Here is an 18,026-nt window from a genome sequence, read left to right on the forward strand (position 1 = left end):
CGGCCGGTTCTGCTTAGGTACAGCGTGGCGGCTTGTTACCCGGAGGGCAGGCGCCATACATGAGGACGTGATTCCAGATCAGCGATGCCTCAAGTGTTCGAGCCGCGAACCATCCCGTCACTCGATGAAGGACGATTGTGCTGCATGTGCCGGCGGCACCGTAGTAGTTGTCGCACGCGGTCAGCTGGCTATTGGGCCTCCTGAGTCCCGCCTGGCGGCTGATCCCATATTTGTAGGTCTGCCCCCAAGCTCCTTGAATCTCGTAGACGATATAGGCCGTATTCCCATACCTCTTCGCGGTGGCTGAGTCCTTGTTCGGGAAGGGAACAGTGATCGAACCGAGCTTGGCCATTTCGGCCACACATTTCGTCTTGAAGCATTCATATGCGACGATCGTCGCGGCAAGCACGACGGCGGTGCCGATCAGTGCGGTGATGAGCGCTTCAAGGCCGAGGGCCACCAATGGTAAGACGAAGGGGACCCGGCCATCCAAGTCACGGCAGTTGACTGGGTCGGCGTTGCAGTAGTCGTAGGCGTTGGCGCTCGCGCCTGGGACCGGATCGGTCTGCAGGAAACGCCCATCTGCCGGGTTGTAGAGCCGTGCGCCCATGAGCACCAGCCCGCCGACGTCCTCACTGGCCCGCTGCGCCGATCCAAGCCACCCGTAACGTTCAGGCGTGTGGCCGTTACCGGTCCGTTGTGCTCCGAACTCGGTCTGCTCGAAGTACGCAGTGACCCCCGATGCCGAAGCCGAGCCATCCACGGTGGCGACGATGTCACCGTGCAGATTGCCGAGCTGGAAGACCACCGCGCCGCTGGCGTGCTGAATGGCGGCGAGCCCTCCGGTCAGCCCTTGGACGTTCCGGGTCCAGGTGCCGTCCGCCTCGCTGATCCAGGCTGGGCTATCACCAGGCCCGGAATAGTGGTTGAGCGTGGTGCCAGGCTTGGCGCCGCCGCTCTGGGTGGTGCTGCGCACCCGCCCCTCCGGATCGAGGGTGAACGAGCGCGTCACTCCTGCCTGGGTGAGGGAGGCGACCATGTCATTGACGTGGTAGCCGACGGTCAGGTCCGAGCCGCCCGCCACGTGCGCGGCCGGCACCGCCGTGGCACGGCCGAGCGCGTCGTGGACATAGCCCGGCGCAATCAGCCGGTCGGCCTGGTCGTAGGAGTAGGAGACGGAGTTGGGCGTGCCCGCCTTGGAGCAACTGCCATCTGATGCCGGAGCGTAGGAATCTACCCTGCTGCGGTTGGAGTTGGCGGTATAGGTGTACAACCTGGAGGCGCAGCTGCCGCTCACGGTGTCCGCCACCGAGACGAGCCTGCCCGCCGCGTCGTAGCCGAAGGCCTGCCGGCTCAGGGGGCTCGTGGCCTCCGCGACAGTGTTGAAGGGGCCGACGGTGGCCGTGAACGACAGCCATGACGTCTGGTTACGACTGTAGGCAAGGAGATTGCGGTTGCCCACGCTGTCGTAGCGGTACTCGGCGAGCAGCCCGTTGGGGTAGACCTGCCGGGTGACCTGGCCGTTCTCACCATAGGAGGCGCGGAAGATGCCGACGCCGGGGGTGTCGACTGCGGTCGGAAGGCCTCGGCGTTCCTTGCGTCCCTGCTCGTCGGTGCCGTTGTATGTGTAGGTTGTGCTGCCCTTGCCGTCGCTGGCCGTAGCAACCTGGCCGTCGAGGTTGTACGTCCTGGTGGCGGTGTTGCCGTCGGCATCGGTATAGGAGGCCAGACGGCCGAACGTGTCGTAGTTCGTGCTCGTGGATACGCTCCCGGCCGTGACCTTGGTTACCAGGCCGGTAGCCGGATCATAGGTGGTAACCGTCTCTGGCACCGGCCGCCCGGCTTCCGCTGCCGGAGTGGCCGAGACCTGCTCGCCGAGCAGGCGTCCCGCCGTGTCGTACCGCTTGGTGAGCGTCCGGACGACGTCGCCCGCCGTGTCGGTGGAGAGCGCGTCCTTGCCCCAGTACGTGTAATGGGCCACCAGGGTCACTGGCAGCGGCTCTCCGCTGCCCGGCTGCGCTTTGGGCGCGTTCTGGCACGGCAGCCCGGCCCAGGCGGCGTTGCGGCAGCCGACCGGACCAGACCCATCCGCCTTGTAGTACGTCGTGACCATCGTCCCGGCATCAGCGCCGCCGCTTTCCGGCATACGAGCTTCGATGACCCGGCCGGCGGCGTCGTAGCGCGTCTTACTGACGATGTCGGTGCCGCCGTCGATCGCGACCGTGCGGCTCGTCGCGGCCCGCAGGGTCCAACCGGACGGATCTCCGGAAGAGACAGGATCATATCCGAGCACCAGCGTGCGCTTGTCGGTCGCACCTGGCTCGGCGGTGCCGTCCATGACGAGCGGCTGCATGACCGTTCGCGTGAGGAGCCCGTACACGATGTCGCTTGACGGTTTGCCTTCGTCGTAGGTGTTCTTGCTCGTCGGCCGAGCCGACACCACGGCACCCGATGCGAGCTTTACCGGATGCGTCGGACCCCGGCTTTCGAGAAGATTCCCGTCGTCGTCGTACGTGCCGGCATAGGCAAGGAGTTGAGCCCGCTCAGCGGAATCAGCCCGGCCGGCCACATATGGGTCGGTGTCGGCCGTCGGGGCGAGCGCGTGCGCGCGGTTAACCGCGTTCAGCGTCCACACCACTCGTCCGTTGTGGTCGTGGCGGCTGGTGTTAACCTGCCATGCACCAGCGCCAAACGAGGCATCGTTGACTGGCCGCCCGTTGACGTCGGTGTAGATCAGACTGGCGTACTCCCAGTCGGTGGTTGTGGCCGCGTACGCGCCGTCGCTGCCTCTGGCAGGCGGGTGCGAGGGCGGGAACAGCGCGGTGCTCGTCACGGGCAGATTAGTCGCTTGGCCCCACTTCGCGGTTTGGGGCGCGCTCAGGTCCACCGGTGCACCGGCACCGGTGATCGGCACGTCGTAGACGACCGCCTGCGTAGGATCGACGTCGCCTTCCTCACGTTGCACATGAGCCAGACGGCCCTTCGTGTCGTACTCCATACGCCATGGGGCCAGCCCAGGCGGAGTGATCTGCGAGAGTCGGCCCTCACCGTTGTAGTAGTAGAGCGTGGCCAAGTTCGTGCGCGGGTCGGTGGCCTGCCGCAGATGCCCCGTGGAGTCATACAGATACGTGGCGAGCACGGTGGTCTTCATCGCGTTGGATTCCGGGTCGAACGCGGTGAACGACACGGTCTTGACCTGCTCCTTGAAGTCGCCCCAGCCGGAGGCGACCCCTGTGGCGGTGGTGGCGGTGGCGTAGGAGATTTCAAGCGCTCGACAGCCGGTCACCAAGGTCGTCCCGCAAGTGACGCCGGTGGGGACAGGGGCGAGGATACGGGTCACCCGCCCATTGATGTCTCGGTAGTAGTTGACGGCCGATTCGGCGGCCGTGGTTTCGGTGCGGGCTATCAACCAGGAATCGTGGACCTTGGTGTAGGTGGTCTTGCTCCCGCTGCTGTCGGTGACGATGAGTTGTTCGCCGCTGGTACTGATGCGTGTGCCGTCGGCGGCATCGCCGACGCCGCCGAAACTGCTGCCGTTCTTGACGTAGGTCAAGGACGCACCGTTGGGGCCGATGAGCTGGAGGGAATCGGAGGCGCCGTCGCCGGAGGGGGTGTATTCGGATACCCACGAGGGTGTGGCGGGGAAGGAGTCCTTCCAGCCGGGGCCGAAGACTCCGGCTTCGTATTGTGAGGTGGGTCGGAGGGTGGTGAGAGTGCGGTTGACCGAGATGCCGAACAGACTCGCGTCCGTGCTGGTGAGGGAGAAGTCGCCGGATTGCAGGGCGACGGTACCAGGGCCGATGTCGGCGGTGGCGTAGGAGCCGCCGAAGGCGGAGGTGTCGAGGGTGAACGTGATGGGTTCTGTGCAATCCTCGGCTACCGTGCCTCCGCTGAAGCAGGCCCGGACTTTGACCTGACCTCGTTGGTCCTGGACCGTCTTGGCCACGTTCCAGATGAGGTCGGCGAAGTTCTTCGACGTGTCGGTACGGCTCTGCGGCCAGCCGGAGATGGGGGTGCTGGAGCCGGGCGGGGTCACGTCACTGGCTGGGATCGGATACCACCAGACGTCGTACCACTCGTAGCGGACGCTTGTCCGGCCAGGCGGTGCGGTGGTGGCCAGCGTCACCGACTGCTGGGTACGGCTGTCCTCCTTGGGGCTGAGGAAGCCGCCCGCTCCGATGCCGAAGCTGTAGGCGGCGGCCTGGGAGGTGTTGTGGGCCTTGTCCCGGGTCTTTACATACAGGGTGTGCCAGCCGACCGGACGGTTCATCATGATGTGTCCCAGCGGCTGCCCGGCCTGTCCCGTGTTCAGGTGGGGGGTGGTCGGATCGTCCAGTCCCCACCAGTAGCCGGACACGTCGCCCGATGAGGAGCCAGCGATGCAGGTGTAAGGCTCGTCCGGATTTATGTAGGAGACCCAGCCGTTCGCCGGGACCGGGCACTGGATGGCCGGCTGCTGTGGTGGGCTAGCGTCGATGGCCAGGAGTTGCCACGCCGACCAGGCCGAGTGTTCGGCGCCGTCAAAGGCGCGAGCGCGCCAGCGCACTTTCCACCCGTCGGTGAGTTTGCCCGATGGGACTGTGATCTTCGCGGAAGTTCCGGCTTGTACGCCGTCCACGGCGCCGGACCAGATCAGGCCACTGCCTTGTCCCGTGGTGGCAGGGTCGTGCCCGACTTCGAATTCGGCGCGTAGCACGCCTCCGTCCGGATCCTTGACAAATGCATGCAGAGCCGGAGTGGTAGTTGATGCGTAGATGACACCCCCCTCCGAGGCGATGGGCGTCGCACGCAACTGGTCCAGGGACGGTGCCGATCCGTAGGTGACGACCAGTTTCGGCGGCTGTGCCCCCGCGCCGGTCTTTTCCGAGGAGTGGAAGGACCGCGTGTACTGGCGCTCGAACTCGGTCGGCCATTCCTCGGTGAGACGCAGCATCACGCCATAGCCGGGAGAGCCTTGTGCCCAGGCCTTGGCGATGTCGGTGATCTGCCAGGTCCAGGTTCCCGCGGGGATGTCGAAATCATCGGTGCAGGGGCCTGGTTCCTGGGCGCGCTGCTCGCCGCTGGTGGTCGTCGTCGGCTGGTTGGACCAGACAGTACTGCTAGCCGTCCATGAACTGGTGATGCGCTGGGCCTTGATGCTCAACCCAGACTCGCACCCCCAGTTGTAGTCCCCCGTGTGCAGTTCTAGCTTGGCGTCGGTGATCGCTTTACCCGCCAAGGAGGAGGTGTTGAAACGCAACAATGACCTGTCGAAGTGCCGTTTGGTGGTGCTCCCGCTGGCACTGTCGCCCTGGCCAATGACCAGTTCCTCACCGCCCGGATTGCCGTACCCCGAGTCTCCGACCGAGCCTGCGGTGGGGGAGGTGAGTGTGGTGTCGCTCAGCACGGACAACGTGGTTGTAGGGTCGACGGTCACCGGATAGTTGGTAGCCGGGTCGGCGAGGAACTCCGCATCGGGCCTGAGGACCAGCAGCTGCTGGTCGCCATCGGTCACGACCTGGGCGTCAATCTCGCCCCGCGACGGTGCGGGAGGGGCAGGCTGCTCCGTTGTCGGAGCGGTTGAGGTCTCGTACATGACCGGCTCCGGCGCCGCGGCCACTGTCGTGCCCTTGGCGTCGGTGAGTTCGAGCCCGCCCTGTTTGGTCTTGGCGAGGGTGAGCCCCTTTGTCTGGATCGGGATCTTGTACTCGACTGGTGCGCTTGGGCGCTCACGCAGTACGACATCATGGCTGAATCCCGTGGGCAGGGCGGTCACAACCAGGTCCGCCCCGGGGCCTGCGGCGTCGCTGTAGATGGCCTTGTTGCCCTCGACCTTCGGCGCAGGGAGAGGAGTGGGCCAGGTAAGCACGTAGGACTGCGTGTCGGAACGCTCCAGCACAGCCAGCGGCTTGCCGCCGCCGCCCGCGGAGAAGGTCACGTTGGCCAGCGTCGCCTTCGGCTTCAGCACCCCGTCGGCGGCCACGAGCGAGGTGTCGATCGGGGCCCAGCTCTCACCCCGCTTGACCCTGACGGGGCCGCTGGAGGCCTCCAGGGTGGTGGTGCCGTCGGGATTGGCGTAGGTGAGCGTCGTCTCCGTCGTCTCCCCCGACACGAGAACCCGGCTGCCCTGCAGCCGGGCCGCTAACGCGGCGGAGACGCGGTCAGGCCGCTCCGATACCGGCTGTACGGCGGGCGTCGCTGCACCGGTCGGTGTGGGGGAGGTCTGAGCTACGGCCGAGGCGTTCTCGGCTGCTAAGGACGTGGTCAGCGTCAGGGCGGTCACCACGGTGGTGACCGTGAAGCGCGTCCCGGACCGGCGCTTGCGCATCGGCGTGGACGGACGCGCTACGGGGGGTGAAGATAAACTCACCCATACCTCGCTTTCGGGTAATTATCAGGAAATACACAGGCAAAACGGAGAGAGCGTATATCGAGATCGACTACTTGATCAAGACCGGCTCCGTTGCGAAAATCCCTCGATGAACACGAGCAGGCCGCCGCAGTAAATACCGGATTTACTGCGGCAGGCGCCCGCGCCGTGCCATCCTGAGCTGGATCACCCACGCTGGTGATCATGATTGAGGCGTACGCATTTACTGCGACAGAGAGGGGGGTGTACGTGTGAGCCTGATCGCCGCCGACGTGATTCCGCTCGGACATGATCGGCCCGGCATCTACGCCGACGCGGTCGAGGTCTATCTGCGTTCCGCCGGGATCGCCGCCTCGTCCCAGCGGATCTACCGGATCTCGCTGATCACCTGGGCGTGGCTCGCGCACGGCGAGCAGCCGCCTCTGGGCAGGGCCCGCCGCGGCACCTCCCCGCCCGCCGTCGGTTTCAGCACCCTGGACCGACCGGCCGCCGCCGGTGTGCTCGCCGAGAGCTTCGCCGTGCGGGCCCGGCTCGTCGACGCCGACACCGTCAACCGGGAGCTGTCAGTGCTGAAGGCCGCCGTCGCCTGGTGGCGGGCCCGTGGATGGCTCGCCACCAACCCGATCGCCGGGATCGAACGCCGTCCGGCGCCGCCGGACCGCACCCGGGCCCTGTCGCGGGGGCAGGTCGCCGCGCTGTTCGAGCTGAAGGCGCCCCTGCGGGAAAAGACGTTGTGGCGGGTCCTGTATGAGACGTGCGCCCGCGCCGAGGAGACCCTCGGCCTCGACATCGGCGACCTGCTGCTGACCGACAAGCGCGCCCGCATCGTCTCCAAGGGCGGCGCCACTGACTGGGTGCACTGGCAGTCCGGCACCGCCCAGCTGCTGCCCCGGCTGCTCAAGGGCCGCAGCCGCGGCCCGGTATTCCTCACCGACCGGCGGGCACCCGCCCACACCCCCACCCTCGACGTCTGCCCGGTCACCGGCCGGGCGCGGCTGTCCTATCGGCGCGCCGCGGAACTGTTTGAGACCCTCACCCGGCCGCTGGCCCACCCCGGCGTCGCCGACCCCGCCGAACTCGAACTACGCGGAGGCTGGACACTGCACCAGCTACGCCATTCCGCGCTGACCCACGAGGCCGAGGACGGCACCAACACCCCCACCCTGCTGGCCCCCGCTCCCGGCACGCCTCGGTCCGCTCCCTGGAGCGCTACGCACGGCCGGGCGTCGACGCCGTCGCCAGCCACGTCGCCTCCCGCGACCCCCGAGCACGCCGCACCACCTGACACCACGCTCACCGTATGCCTGGGCAAGGGCAAGGGGTGTACGGACGGAGCCAGGCCAGGTCGGCCGGTCACTCCACCAGCCGCATCGACACCGTCAGGCGGCCAGGTCAACGGCGGTGAAGTCAATTCGCTCGACGTTCTCGGAGAAGGGCCAGAACGTGATCACGATCTGGCCCGAGATGCCGCCGGACCCGGTCACTCCCTGGCAGGGCCCCATGAAATGCTCGTCACCCGGGTCGCCGAGCTCGAACAGCACGGTGATGTCCGGCACCTCCAGGCCCGGCGTCGCCTCCAGCAGGACGGCGAGCGCGTCGTCGACGGCGCGCTGCATCCGCTTCCACGCTCCGGCCGCCGCGAGGGTGTCGAGCGCGTCGAGGCAGCGTTCCTCGTCGCGGTCGATCGGGAACCCGGACTGTTCGAGGTGCGCGGCCACCAGGTCGATCTCGCCTGGGTAGTAGCGGTACATGTCCCTGATGGGCTCCAGCATCGAACGCAGCAGGCCGACGCGGTCCGCGGCCGGGGCGATGGCGCCGTCGAGGTCGATCCCCGTCAGGTCGGCGCACTCCTTTGCCAACAATGGGCCCCCCGGGTTCGGCTCTAGGGTTGGCGGCATGGCGCTGCAACTGGTTCAGGTGAACTTCAAGGCCCGGGACGACGCGACGCTCGGCCGCTTCTGGGCGGAGGCCCTCGGCTGGGGCGTCTCCAGCGAGGGGCCCGGCGTGACCAACGTCGAACCCGTGGGCTTCGACTGGCCGGACCCCACCGCCGTCTGTGTCGACGTCGTCACCGTCCCCGATCCCGAGACGGTGAGGTACCGCGCGCACCTCGATCTCGCCACCACCTCCGCCGCCCATCAGGCGGAACTGGTCGCGCGGCTGAAGGCGCTCGGCGCGACGCCGGCCGACGTCGGCCAGGGCGACGTGCCGTGGGAGGTGCTGGCCGACCCGGAGGGCAACGTGTTCTGCGTGCTGGAGCCTCGTGAGCTCTACCAGGACACGGGGCCGATCGCCGCGGTGGTCGTGAACTGCGCCGGCCCGCGGGCCATGGCCCGCTTCTGGGAGGAGGCGGTCGGCTGGACCGTCCACGAGGTGAACGACGATCTCGCGCGGCTGCGCTCGGAGAAGGGCGTCGGGCCTTATCTGGAGTTCGTCCGCACGCCCGGCGGGGACAGCGCGTGGACCCGGGTCCATCTCGACGTGCTGCCGTACCCGGGCGACGACCAGGCGGCGGAGGTGGCCCGGCTGGAGAGCCTCGGCGCGACGCCCGCCGACGTCGGCCAGGGCGACGTGCCGTGGAAGGTGCTGGCCGACCCGGAGGGCAACGACTTCTGCGTCCTGCGCCGGGCCTGACGCCCCCGCCCGCTCCACAGAAGCGAGCTAGACGAGACGGTCCGTCTTGACTTGGCGAAGGATGCGCTGTACGTTCGCCGTATCCGATAACGAGACGGACCGTCTCGTCTTCCAGCCCCGACGACCGGACGGAGACCGCGCATGCGCACCCCGGACACCCCCGTACCCCGCACCTGGTTCATCACCGGCGCCCGCCGCGGGCTCGGCCGCGCGTTCGCCCTCGCCGCGCTGGAGCGCGGCGACCGGGTGGCCGCCGCCTCCCGCGGCATCACCCGGCAGGACTTCGACGACCGGTACGCGGACCGGCTGCTCGTCCTGCCCCTGGACGTGACCGACCGCGCCGCCGTGTTCGCCGCCGTGGACACCGCCGCCGAGCACTTCGGCCGGCTCGACATCGTGGTCAACAACGCCGGGAGCATGTCCTTGGGCATGATCGAGGAGTTCACCGAGGCCGAGGCCCGCGCCCAGCTCGACGTCAACCTGTTCGGCGCGATGTGGGTCTGCCAGGCCGTCCTGCCGCACCTGCGCGCCCAGCGGTCCGGCCACATCGTGCAGATCTCCAGCATCGCCGCGCTGGGCGGCTTCCCCAGCACCGGCATGTACAGCGCGAGCAAGTTCGCGCTGGAGGGCATGAGCGAGGCGCTGGCGATGGAGGCCGCGCCGTTCGGCGTCAAGCTCAGCATCGTCCAGCCCGGCGGCTACTGGACCGACCTCTACACCAGCATGTCCATGGCCACGCCCAAGGAGGAGTACGCCCCGCTGCGCGCCGAACTGGAGAAACAGTGGGCCGAGGACTCCGTCGACAGCGAGCCGCGCCTGGCCGCCGAGGCGCTGCTGAAGCTGGTCGACAGCGACGACCCGCCACTGCGCCTGCTGCTCGGCAGCATGGTCTACGACCTGGCCTTCGACCTCTCCCGGAGCCGGATGGCGACCTGGGCCGCCTGGGAGCAGGTCAGCCGTGCCGCCGAGCACGCCGTGCCCGCCCCGGGGAGCGCCGATTGACGCATCCCGCCACGCCCCGGCCTCACCGACACCAGGAGGACGCCCACATGCGCATCGGTCATCCCTCGCCCGGCACCCAGCTCGTCCTGTCCGGCGTCACCGCCCGCTACGACGACAAGGTGGTGCTGAACGAGGTCTCGCTCACCGTCAAGCCCGGCGAGAAGGCCGGCGTGATCGGTGACAACGGCTCCGGCAAGTCCACCCTCCTGCGCCTGCTCTCCGGCCGCCGCCGCCCCGACAACGGCTCCGTCACCGTCACGGCGCCCGGCGGCATCGGCTACCTGGCCCAGACCCTGGATCTGCCCGCGACCGCCCTGGCCGGGGACGCCATCGACGTCGCGCTGGCCGACCTGCGCGACCTGGAACGCCGGATCCGGCGGGCCGAACTCGGCCTGAGCGACGCCACACCCGCCGAGCTCGCCCACTACGCCGCCCTGGTCGCGCGGTTCGAGGCCCGCGAGGGATACCGGGCCGACACCCGGGTCGAGATCGCACTGGCCGCCCTCGGCCTGCCCGGCCTCGACCGTGACCTTCCGCTGGACCTGCTGTCGGGCGGGCAGCGGGCCAGGCTCGCGCTCGCCGCGACCCTGGCCGCCGCGCCCGAGGTGCTGCTCCTGGACGAGCCCACCAACGACCTCGACGACCAGGCCGTCGCCTGGCTGGAGAACCACCTGCGCGCCTTCAGCGGCACCCTCGTCGTCGTCACCCACGACCGGCTCTTCCTGGAGCGGGTCACCTCCACCGTCGTGGAGGTGGACCACGATCTGCGCACCGTGCGCCGTCACGGCGACGGCTATCGCGGGTTCCTCGCGGCCAAGGCGGCGGCGAGGGCTCGCTGGGCCCGGGAGCACGAGGAATGGCGCACCGAGGTCACGCGCCAGGAGGAACTGGCCGAATCCCAGGCGAGACGGCTGGCCGCCATCCCGCGCAAGGCGCCGGCCGCCTTCAGCGGCGCGGGCGCCTTCCGCGCCCGATCGCGGGCGCACGGGGCGATGAGCAGGGTCCGCGGCGCCAGGGAACGGCTGCGCAGGCTCCACCTGCACCCTGTTCCGCCGCCTCCGCAGCCCTTGCGGTTCAGCGCCCCCCTCGCCACCACCGGCGCCGGCGACCTCCTCGTGGAGCTGACGGACGTGCGGGTCGGCGAGCGCCTGCACCTCGAGTCACTGCGCCTGAGGCCAGGAGCGCGTCTCCTGGTCACCGGCCCGAACGGAGCCGGCAAGACCACGCTCCTCCGGGTTCTCGCCGGCGAGCTCGCCCCCGACAGCGGCACGGTCCGCGGCGTCCCCCGCGTCGGTCATCTGCGTCAGCACGGCGGCCTGACGTACGAAGGAGGCACGCTCCTGGAGGCGTTCGCGGCGGGCCGCCCCGGAGATCCGGCCGAACACGCCGACGCGCTGCTCGCGCTGGGGCTCTTCCGCGCCGCCCAGCTCGCCTCGCCGGTCGATGCCCTCTCCCCCGGCCTGCGCCGCCGGCTGGAACTGGCCCGCATGGTCAGCGAACCGGCCGACCTGCTGCTCCTGGACGAACCCACCAACCACCTGTCCCCTGACCTGATGGACGACCTGGAGGACGCTCTGGCCGCCTACGAGGGCGCGCTCGTCATCGTCACCCACGACCGGCGTATACGGGCCGGGTTCGCCGGCTCCCGCCTGGAGCTCAGGGCGGGCAGGGCGGAGCGGCCCGGTCGTCGGCCTCGCCCAGCTGCTCTTCCAGCCGCTCCAGCCCGCCCTTGATGAGCCGCCCGTAGTCGTCGTCGCCGAGCCCGCCGATCGTGGCCCGCGCCTGCCGCAGGTGCTCACGGGCGGGTCCGAGATCGCCGAGCTTGCGATAGCACTCGCTCAGGTTGAGGTGCAGCGACGGGTACAGGCCGCCCACCGAGAGCGCCACCCCGGCCTCCGCCAGGCGCTCGTCCGTGATCCGGCCGACGGCGGCGAGCGCCCGCAGGTCCCACACGAGCTCCTCGTGCACGTCGTCCTGCACGTCGGCCATGGCGTGGGCCAGGACGCAGATGTGCAGCGGATCGCCCTCCTCGCCGCCGATGTCCTCCCAGACCTGCGCGAACAGCTCACGAGCGGCTTCGCGCTGACCTCGGTGGTGATGCAGCTCCACCCCCTGGCCGATCCGGAGTACGGTCGGATCAGTGATCATCAGCGGCTCCTTTGCCGGCACGGCAACAGGGAGCCAGCCTACGCGGCGATCACCGAGGGCCGCCGCGCCAATCGGGCGAGGTCCGGCCCCGGCACCTCCAGGGCCATGTGGGCGGTGTTGTCCGGGCAGGCGAAGAAGCCGACGCCGGCCCGGGCGAGCCACTGGCCGGCAACGACCCCGAAGATCAGGAGAAACCGATCAAGTTCAACCCCCGGCTGGCCAACCTGGTCGTCTTCCACAACGCCCTCGACATCTCCGACATCGTGCGGCAGCCGGCCGCCGAGGGCTGGCAGATCACCGCCGACCAGCTCGGCCAGATCGCTTCACACTGATTCTTCGTGAGGCCGGGGTACGACCATGACAGGCCGCTGGGCGTGGTGCAAGGTGGCCATCGCGACGCTGCCGGTAAGGATTTCCCGGGCCGCTGAGCGTCCTCGTGATCCGACGACCAGCGCGGCCGCACTCCGGCTGCGGGCGCACGCGCCGAGTTCCTGGGCCACGGCGCGTCCGTGCGGGCCGTGCCCGCCGGCGACCTCCATCCGCTCCACCGTGCCGCCCTGGGCCGGTGGCCGGCCGTCGGCAGGTGATGCGGTTTCCGGGCCGTCCACGCATACGGTGATCAGATCCCGTCCCGGAAACAGCCGCGTCGCCGCCGCGCGGGCCGCTTCGGCTCCGGGTGAGCCGTCCCAGCCGATGAGCACCGGTCCGCCGGCCAGCGCCGCCTGCTCGGTGGTCAGCAGAGGGTGCGGCACGACCAGGACGGGGCGGGGCGTGTAGTGCACGACCATGTCCGAGACGCTGCCCAGGACGGCGTGGGCGCCGCCGAGGCCCCGAGAGCCGACGATGACCAGATCAGCGTCCAGGTCCTGGGCGAGTTGAGCGAAGCACAGCCCTTCGCCGCCGTAGGTGCGCCGCACCAGCGGCTCGGCGTTCCATCCGGCGGTGCGCGCGAGCCTGGCGCCTCGCTCGGCGAGCCGGCGGGCGTCGGCTTCGCCCTCGCGTTCGATCGCCTCGATGAAGGAGTTGATGTCGGCGATGCCTGTCCACAGCCGGCGGCGCAGGCTCTCGCTGGCGAACGGCGGGGTCCACAGGTGGGTGATCCACACGTGGGCTTGCGGGAACAGCGCCGCACCGGCGTCGATCGCCACGGCGGACGCGGGGGATCCGTCATAGCCCACGATCACGTCGATCGTCATCATGTACCTCCTTGGCAGCGTCATCGGGGAGCGCCGGACCGGGACGGGCCCGCAGCGGATCGACCGCACTCGCTTCGCCGTCAGCCTCGCCTGCGCCGGCCGGCCGCAAACGGAGGCGTTGGTCATGCTTGTGCCTGCCGTTGGTCCTTCGCGGTTCTCGGGCCGGTCGGCCGCAGTGCGCTCACTCTAATGACACGGTTGCCGGACGATGACGTTCCCTCGGGGAGTTCCTGCCTGCCCGGATGATGGGCGCATGGATGTGAACGAGGTGCTGTTGCCGGGGGTCGGCCTGCGGTATGAGTTCACCACGCAGGCGGGAGAGCGGATCGGGGTGGTGGCCCAGCGTACGGGCGACTTCGAGGTGGTCGGCTATCTCGCCGACGATCGGGACGAGGGCAGGCCGCTGTTCCGGCTGAATGAGGAGGAGGCCGAGGCGCTGGCCCAGATCCTGGGCGCGCCGCGGATCGCCGAGCGGTTCGCCGACCTCACCCGGGAGGTTCCCGGGCTGAGTTCTGAGCCGGTGAAGGTGGCTCCGGGCTCGCCGTACGCGGATCGCCCGCTGGGGCACACGCGGGCGCGCACCTGTACCGGCGCCTCGGTGGTGGCGATCGTGCGCGGCGCCGACGTGATCGCCTCCCCCGGTCCCGAGCAGGTGTTGCGGGCCGCCGACGTGCTGGTGGTGGTGGGCACGCGGGAGGGCATCGACGGCGTCAAGCGGATCCTGCGGGGCTGAAAGCGTGCACGTCTCGGTCGCGTTGCTGCTGGAGCTGGGTCTCATCCTGGCCGTCCTCGGCATCGTGGGGTCCCTGGCGCGGCGGGTGGCTCTGTCGCCGATCCCGCTCTACCTGCTGGCCGGTCTGTCGCTCGGAGAGGGCGGCGTGCTGCCGATCCCGGCGGCCGGTCAGTTCGTGCAGATCGGGGCCTCCATCGGGATCGTGCTGCTGCTCCTGGCACTGGGCCTGGAGTTCTCCCTTGCCGAGTTCACCGCGAGCATGCGTCATCATCTGCCGTCGGCAGGTGTAGATCTGCTGGTCAACGCCGTTCCCGGCGCTGTGGCGGGCCGGCTGCTCGGCCTCGACGGCGTCGGCGTGCTGGCGCTGGCCGGTGTCACCTACATCTCCTCCTCGGGGATCATCGCCCGGCTGCTGAGCGACCTGCGGCGGCTGGGCAACCGGGAGACGCCGTCGGTGCTGTCGGTGCTGGTGCTGGAGGACTTCGCGATGGCGGCCTACCTGCCGGTGCTGGCCGTGCTGGCCGCCGGCCGCGCCTGGTGGCAGGCCATCGTGGGGGCGCTGGTCGCGGTCGGCGCGGTGCTGGCCGCCTTCGCCCTCGCCGCCCGCTGGGGGCACCACCTGGGCCGGATCGTGGCGCACCCGGACAACGAGCAGCTCATGCTGCGCATGCTCGGCCTGACGATGATCGTGGCGGCGCTGGCCGAGTACGTCCACGCCTCGGCGGCGGTGGGCGCCTTCCTGGTCGGCCTCACCTTGACCGGCCGGACCGCCGATCGCGCGCGTGCGGTCATCGCGCCACTGCGTGATCTGTTCGCCGCGGTCTTCTTCATCGCGATCGGCCTGTCAGTGGCTCCCGTCATGCTGGTGCCGGTGCTGCCGGCCGCGCTGGCACTGGCCGCGGTGACCGCGCTGACCAAGATGTTCACCGGCCGGTACGCGGCCTCCCGCGACGGGGTGGGCCGCCGCGGCCGGGCGCGAGCGGGCGCCGCGCTGATCGCCCGCGGAGAGTTCTCCATCGTCATCGTCGGCCTGGCCGGCGCGCGGCTTCCCGTCCTGGCGCCACTGGTGACGGCCTACGTTTTCGCGCTGGCCGTCGTCGGGCCGCTGATCGCACGCTTCACCGCTGCCCGGCCCCGAACGCGACCTTTTGACCAGCCGCATGGGACGTAGGCCCCTAGGACGGCGCCGTACCGGGCGGTGGACTGGCCGTATGACGCAGACCGCCGTTTCGGGCTCCGCCGACACCGCCCACCACACGCTGGCCCCGCACGAGGTGGTGCTGCTCCTGGAGTCCGATCCGCGGCACGGTCTGAGCGAGGAGGAGGCCGAGCGGCGGCAACAGCAGTACGGACCGAACATGCTGCCGCAGACCAAGGGTTCCGGGCTGGTGATGCGCTGGCTGCGCCAGTTCCACCACCCGCTCATCTACATCCTGCTGGCCGCCGGTGCCATCACCGGGCTGCTCGGCGCATGGGTGGACGCCACCGTCATCTTCGCGGTGGTGGTGGTCAACGCCGTGATCGGATTTCTGCAGGAATCCAAGGCCGAGGCCGCGCTGGAAGGGCTGCGGTCGATGATCCATACCCAGGCCCGGACGGTGCGCGGCGGGCAGGTCCGGCAGGTGCCGTCAGAAGAGCTCGTGCCGGGCGATCTGGTGCTGGTCGAGGCCGGCGACAAGGTGCCCGCCGACCTGCGGCTGGTGCGGCTGGCCGAGCTGCGGGCCGATGAGTCGGCGCTGACCGGCGAATCGGTCCCGGTGGTCAAGGATGAGACGGTGCTGCCGCACGACACGCCGGTGGCCGACCGCCGCAACATGCTCTACTCCGCCACGATGGTTACCTCCGGAACGGGGGCGGGTGTCGTCGTGGCCACCGGTACCGCCACCGAGCTGGGCGAGATCCACCGGCTCGTCGGTACGGCCGAGACGCTGGCCACGCCCTTGACGCGCAAACTGGCCAGGTTCAGCCAGATCCTCACCGTGGGCATCCTGGCACTGGCCGCGGTCACCTTCGCCGTGGGGACGGCCCGCGGCGAACCGATGGTGGAGATGTTCACCGCCGCGGTGGCCCTGGCCGTCGGCGCGATCCCCGAGGGACTGCCGGCCGCGGTCACCATCACGCTGGCCATCGGGGTGGCGCGGATGGCGCGGCGCCGGGCGGTGGTGCGGCGCCTGCCGGCGGTGGAGACGCTCGGCAGCACCACCGTGGTGTGCACCGACAAGACCGGGACGCTGACCGAGAACCAGATGACGGTGCGGGCCATCTGGACCCCGGCCGGCACGGTGGAGGTGACCGGCTCGGGCTACACGCCCGACGGCGAACTGCTGGATGCAACCGGTGACCGGGCTGCTCCGGACGCCAACACGGCGCTGTACTGGACGCTGCTGGCCGGAGCGCTCTGCAACGACACGGTGCTCACCAGCAAGGCCCAGCACTGGTCGCTGGTGGGCGACCCCACCGAGGCCGCGATGGCCGTCGTGGCCGTCAAGACCGGGCTCGACCCGGCAGAAGCCGCCTCCTCCCATCCGCGCCTGGCGGAGATCCCCTTCAGCTCCGAACGCCGCTACATGGCCACCCTGCACCGGCTGCCCGACGGCGGGCACGTGGTGTTGGCCAAGGGCGCGGTGGAGCGCGTTCTCGACCTGTGCGCCGGGCAGATGCGGGCCGGCGGCGAGGTCGCCCCTCTGGACCCCGCCGCCGTCCTGGCTGCCGCCGAGGAACTGGCCGGCCGCGGGCTGCGGGTCCTGGCCACCGCCATGGCCCGCCTGCCCGCCCAGCACGCTGAACCGGCCGCCTTCGAACCCGGGTCGCTACCGGGCACGCTGGTGCTGACCGGGTTGCAGGCCATGCTCGACCCGCCCCGACCCGCCGCCGCCAGTGCCGTGCAGGCGTGCCACGACGCCGGCATCGCGGTCAAGATGATCACTGGGGACCACGCCGCCACCGCCGCCGCCATCGGCCGCCAGATCGGCCTGCTGCCCGACGGCGAGCCCGGCGGCGGGAAACCCGGAGGCCGCGTGCTGACCGGCGCCGACTTGGCCGCGCTGCCGGATGAGGAGTATCCGCAGGCGGTGGAGAAGGCCACGGTGCTGGCCCGGGTGTCGCCGGAGCAGAAGCTGCGCCTGGTCGAGGCGCTGCAGGCCCGCGACCACGTGGTCGCCATGACCGGCGACGGGGTCAACGACGCCCCCGCGCTGCGCCGCGCCGACATTGGCATCGCCATGGGCCGTGGCGGCACCGAGGTCGCCAAGGACGCCGCTGACATGGTGCTCACCGACGACGATTTCGCCACCATCGAGGCCGCTGCCGAAGAGGGCCGCGGCGTGTTCGACAATCTCACCAAGTTCATCGTCTGGACCCTGCCCACCAACATCGGCGAGGGCCTGGTCATCCTGGTGGCCATCCTGCTCGGGCTGACGCTGCCGATCCTGCCGGTGCAGATCCTGTGGATCAACATGACCACCGCCGTCGCGCTCGGCCTCATGCTCACCTTCGAACCCAAAGAGGCCGGCATCATGCGCCGCCCGCCCCGCGATCCCCACCGGCCGCTGCTCACCGGCGCGCTGATGTTCCGGATCCTGCTGGTGTCCGCGCTGCTGCTCGCCGGCACCTGGTGGCTGTTCGAATGGGAGCTGGCGGCCGGGGCCGGCGAGGCCGAGGCGCGCACGGCGGCGGTCAACTTGTTCGTCGCGGTCGAGCTGGTCTACCTGTTCAGCTGCCGCTCGCTGACCCGCTCGATGTGGCGGATCGGGCCCTTCACCAACCGGTGGCTGCTGGCCGGTGTGGGCGTGCAGATCCTCGCCCAGCTGGCCATCACTTACCTGCCCGCCATGAACCAGGTGTTCCAGACCGCGCCGATCCCGGTGGGGACCTGGCTGCGCATCGGCGCGCTCGCTGCGGTCGCCGCGGCCGTCGTCGCCCTCGACAAGCGGCTACGCCACCGGATCATGTGATCACCGACCCG

10 protein-coding genes and 1 pseudogene are annotated in these 18,026 nt (G+C 69.9%); 8 read left to right on the plus strand and 3 right to left on the minus strand.

Annotation, left to right across the window (positions count from 1 at the left end):
- Positions 1–13: 13 nt before the first annotated feature.
- Positions 14–6,265 carry a DNRLRE domain-containing protein gene (locus tag Nocox_RS22465; RefSeq protein ID WP_219495494.1) on the minus strand — a complete coding sequence of 2,084 codons (6,252 nt, stop codon included), beginning with the start codon at positions 6,263–6,265 and terminating at the stop codon, positions 14–16.
- Positions 6,266–6,600: 335 nt separating this feature from the next.
- On the opposite strand from Nocox_RS22465, the gene Nocox_RS22470 reads away from it, so the two are divergent.
- The 4 genes from Nocox_RS22470 (at position 6,601) to abc-f (ending at position 11,718) form a co-directional block, all read left to right on the plus strand.
- Positions 6,601–8,235, plus strand: coding sequence for a tyrosine-type recombinase/integrase (locus Nocox_RS22470; protein ID WP_211212493.1), 1,635 nt, complete (start codon positions 6,601–6,603; stop codon positions 8,233–8,235).
- A gap of 10 nt (positions 8,236–8,245) precedes the next feature.
- Entirely contained in the window at positions 8,246–8,983 is a 738-nt protein-coding gene (locus Nocox_RS22475) for a VOC family protein (RefSeq protein ID WP_020540558.1), read from the plus strand.
- A 141-nt stretch (positions 8,984–9,124) separates the two neighbouring features.
- Positions 9,125–9,985: an SDR family oxidoreductase gene (locus tag Nocox_RS22480; protein ID WP_020540557.1), complete on the plus strand. Its 861-nt coding sequence runs from the start codon at positions 9,125–9,127 to the stop codon at positions 9,983–9,985.
- A gap of 47 nt (positions 9,986–10,032) precedes the next feature.
- The gene (gene abc-f / locus Nocox_RS22485; protein WP_020540556.1) at positions 10,033–11,718 is read left to right on the plus strand and encodes a ribosomal protection-like ABC-F family protein; all 1,686 of its coding nucleotides are present in this window, start codon (positions 10,033–10,035) and stop codon (positions 11,716–11,718) included.
- Here the strand turns inward: abc-f and Nocox_RS22490 are convergent.
- Complete coding sequence (locus tag Nocox_RS22490; protein ID WP_020540555.1) at positions 11,642–12,133, minus strand: hypothetical protein; 492 nt, start codon at positions 12,131–12,133, stop codon at positions 11,642–11,644. The two genes, abc-f and Nocox_RS22490, sit on opposite strands and share 77 nt — an antisense overlap.
- Before the next feature lie 161 nt (positions 12,134–12,294).
- Between Nocox_RS22490 and Nocox_RS22495 the strand changes: the two are divergent.
- Positions 12,295–12,462: pseudogene (locus Nocox_RS22495) on the plus strand (Tn3 family transposase); the annotation flags it as partial.
- On the opposite strand, the gene Nocox_RS22500 reads toward Nocox_RS22495, so the two are convergent.
- The gene (locus Nocox_RS22500) at positions 12,457–13,332 is read right to left on the minus strand and encodes a universal stress protein (protein ID WP_020540553.1); all 876 of its coding nucleotides are present in this window, start codon (positions 13,330–13,332) and stop codon (positions 12,457–12,459) included. The pseudogene Nocox_RS22495 and the gene Nocox_RS22500 sit on opposite strands and share 6 nt — an antisense overlap.
- Before the next feature lie 250 nt (positions 13,333–13,582).
- Here Nocox_RS22500 and Nocox_RS22505 point away from each other — a divergent pair, with 250 nt between their 5' ends.
- Genes Nocox_RS22505 through Nocox_RS22515 form a run of 3 tightly spaced genes read left to right on the plus strand, consistent with a single transcriptional unit; the run spans position 13,583 to position 18,015 of the window.
- Positions 13,583–14,062 carry a cation:proton antiporter regulatory subunit gene (locus Nocox_RS22505; protein WP_020540551.1) on the plus strand — a complete coding sequence of 160 codons (480 nt, stop codon included), beginning with the start codon at positions 13,583–13,585 and terminating at the stop codon, positions 14,060–14,062.
- A 4-nt stretch (positions 14,063–14,066) separates the two neighbouring features.
- Entirely contained in the window at positions 14,067–15,233 is a 1,167-nt protein-coding gene (locus tag Nocox_RS22510) for a cation:proton antiporter (RefSeq protein WP_020540550.1), read from the plus strand.
- 40 nt (positions 15,234–15,273) lie between these two features.
- Positions 15,274–18,015, plus strand: coding sequence for an HAD-IC family P-type ATPase (locus Nocox_RS22515; RefSeq protein WP_020540549.1), 2,742 nt, complete (start codon positions 15,274–15,276; stop codon positions 18,013–18,015).
- Positions 18,016–18,026 lie beyond the last annotated feature (11 nt).

It is taken from the genome of Nonomuraea coxensis DSM 45129, assembly GCF_019397265.1.
GTDB lineage: Bacteria > Actinomycetota > Actinomycetes > Streptosporangiales > Streptosporangiaceae > Nonomuraea > Nonomuraea coxensis.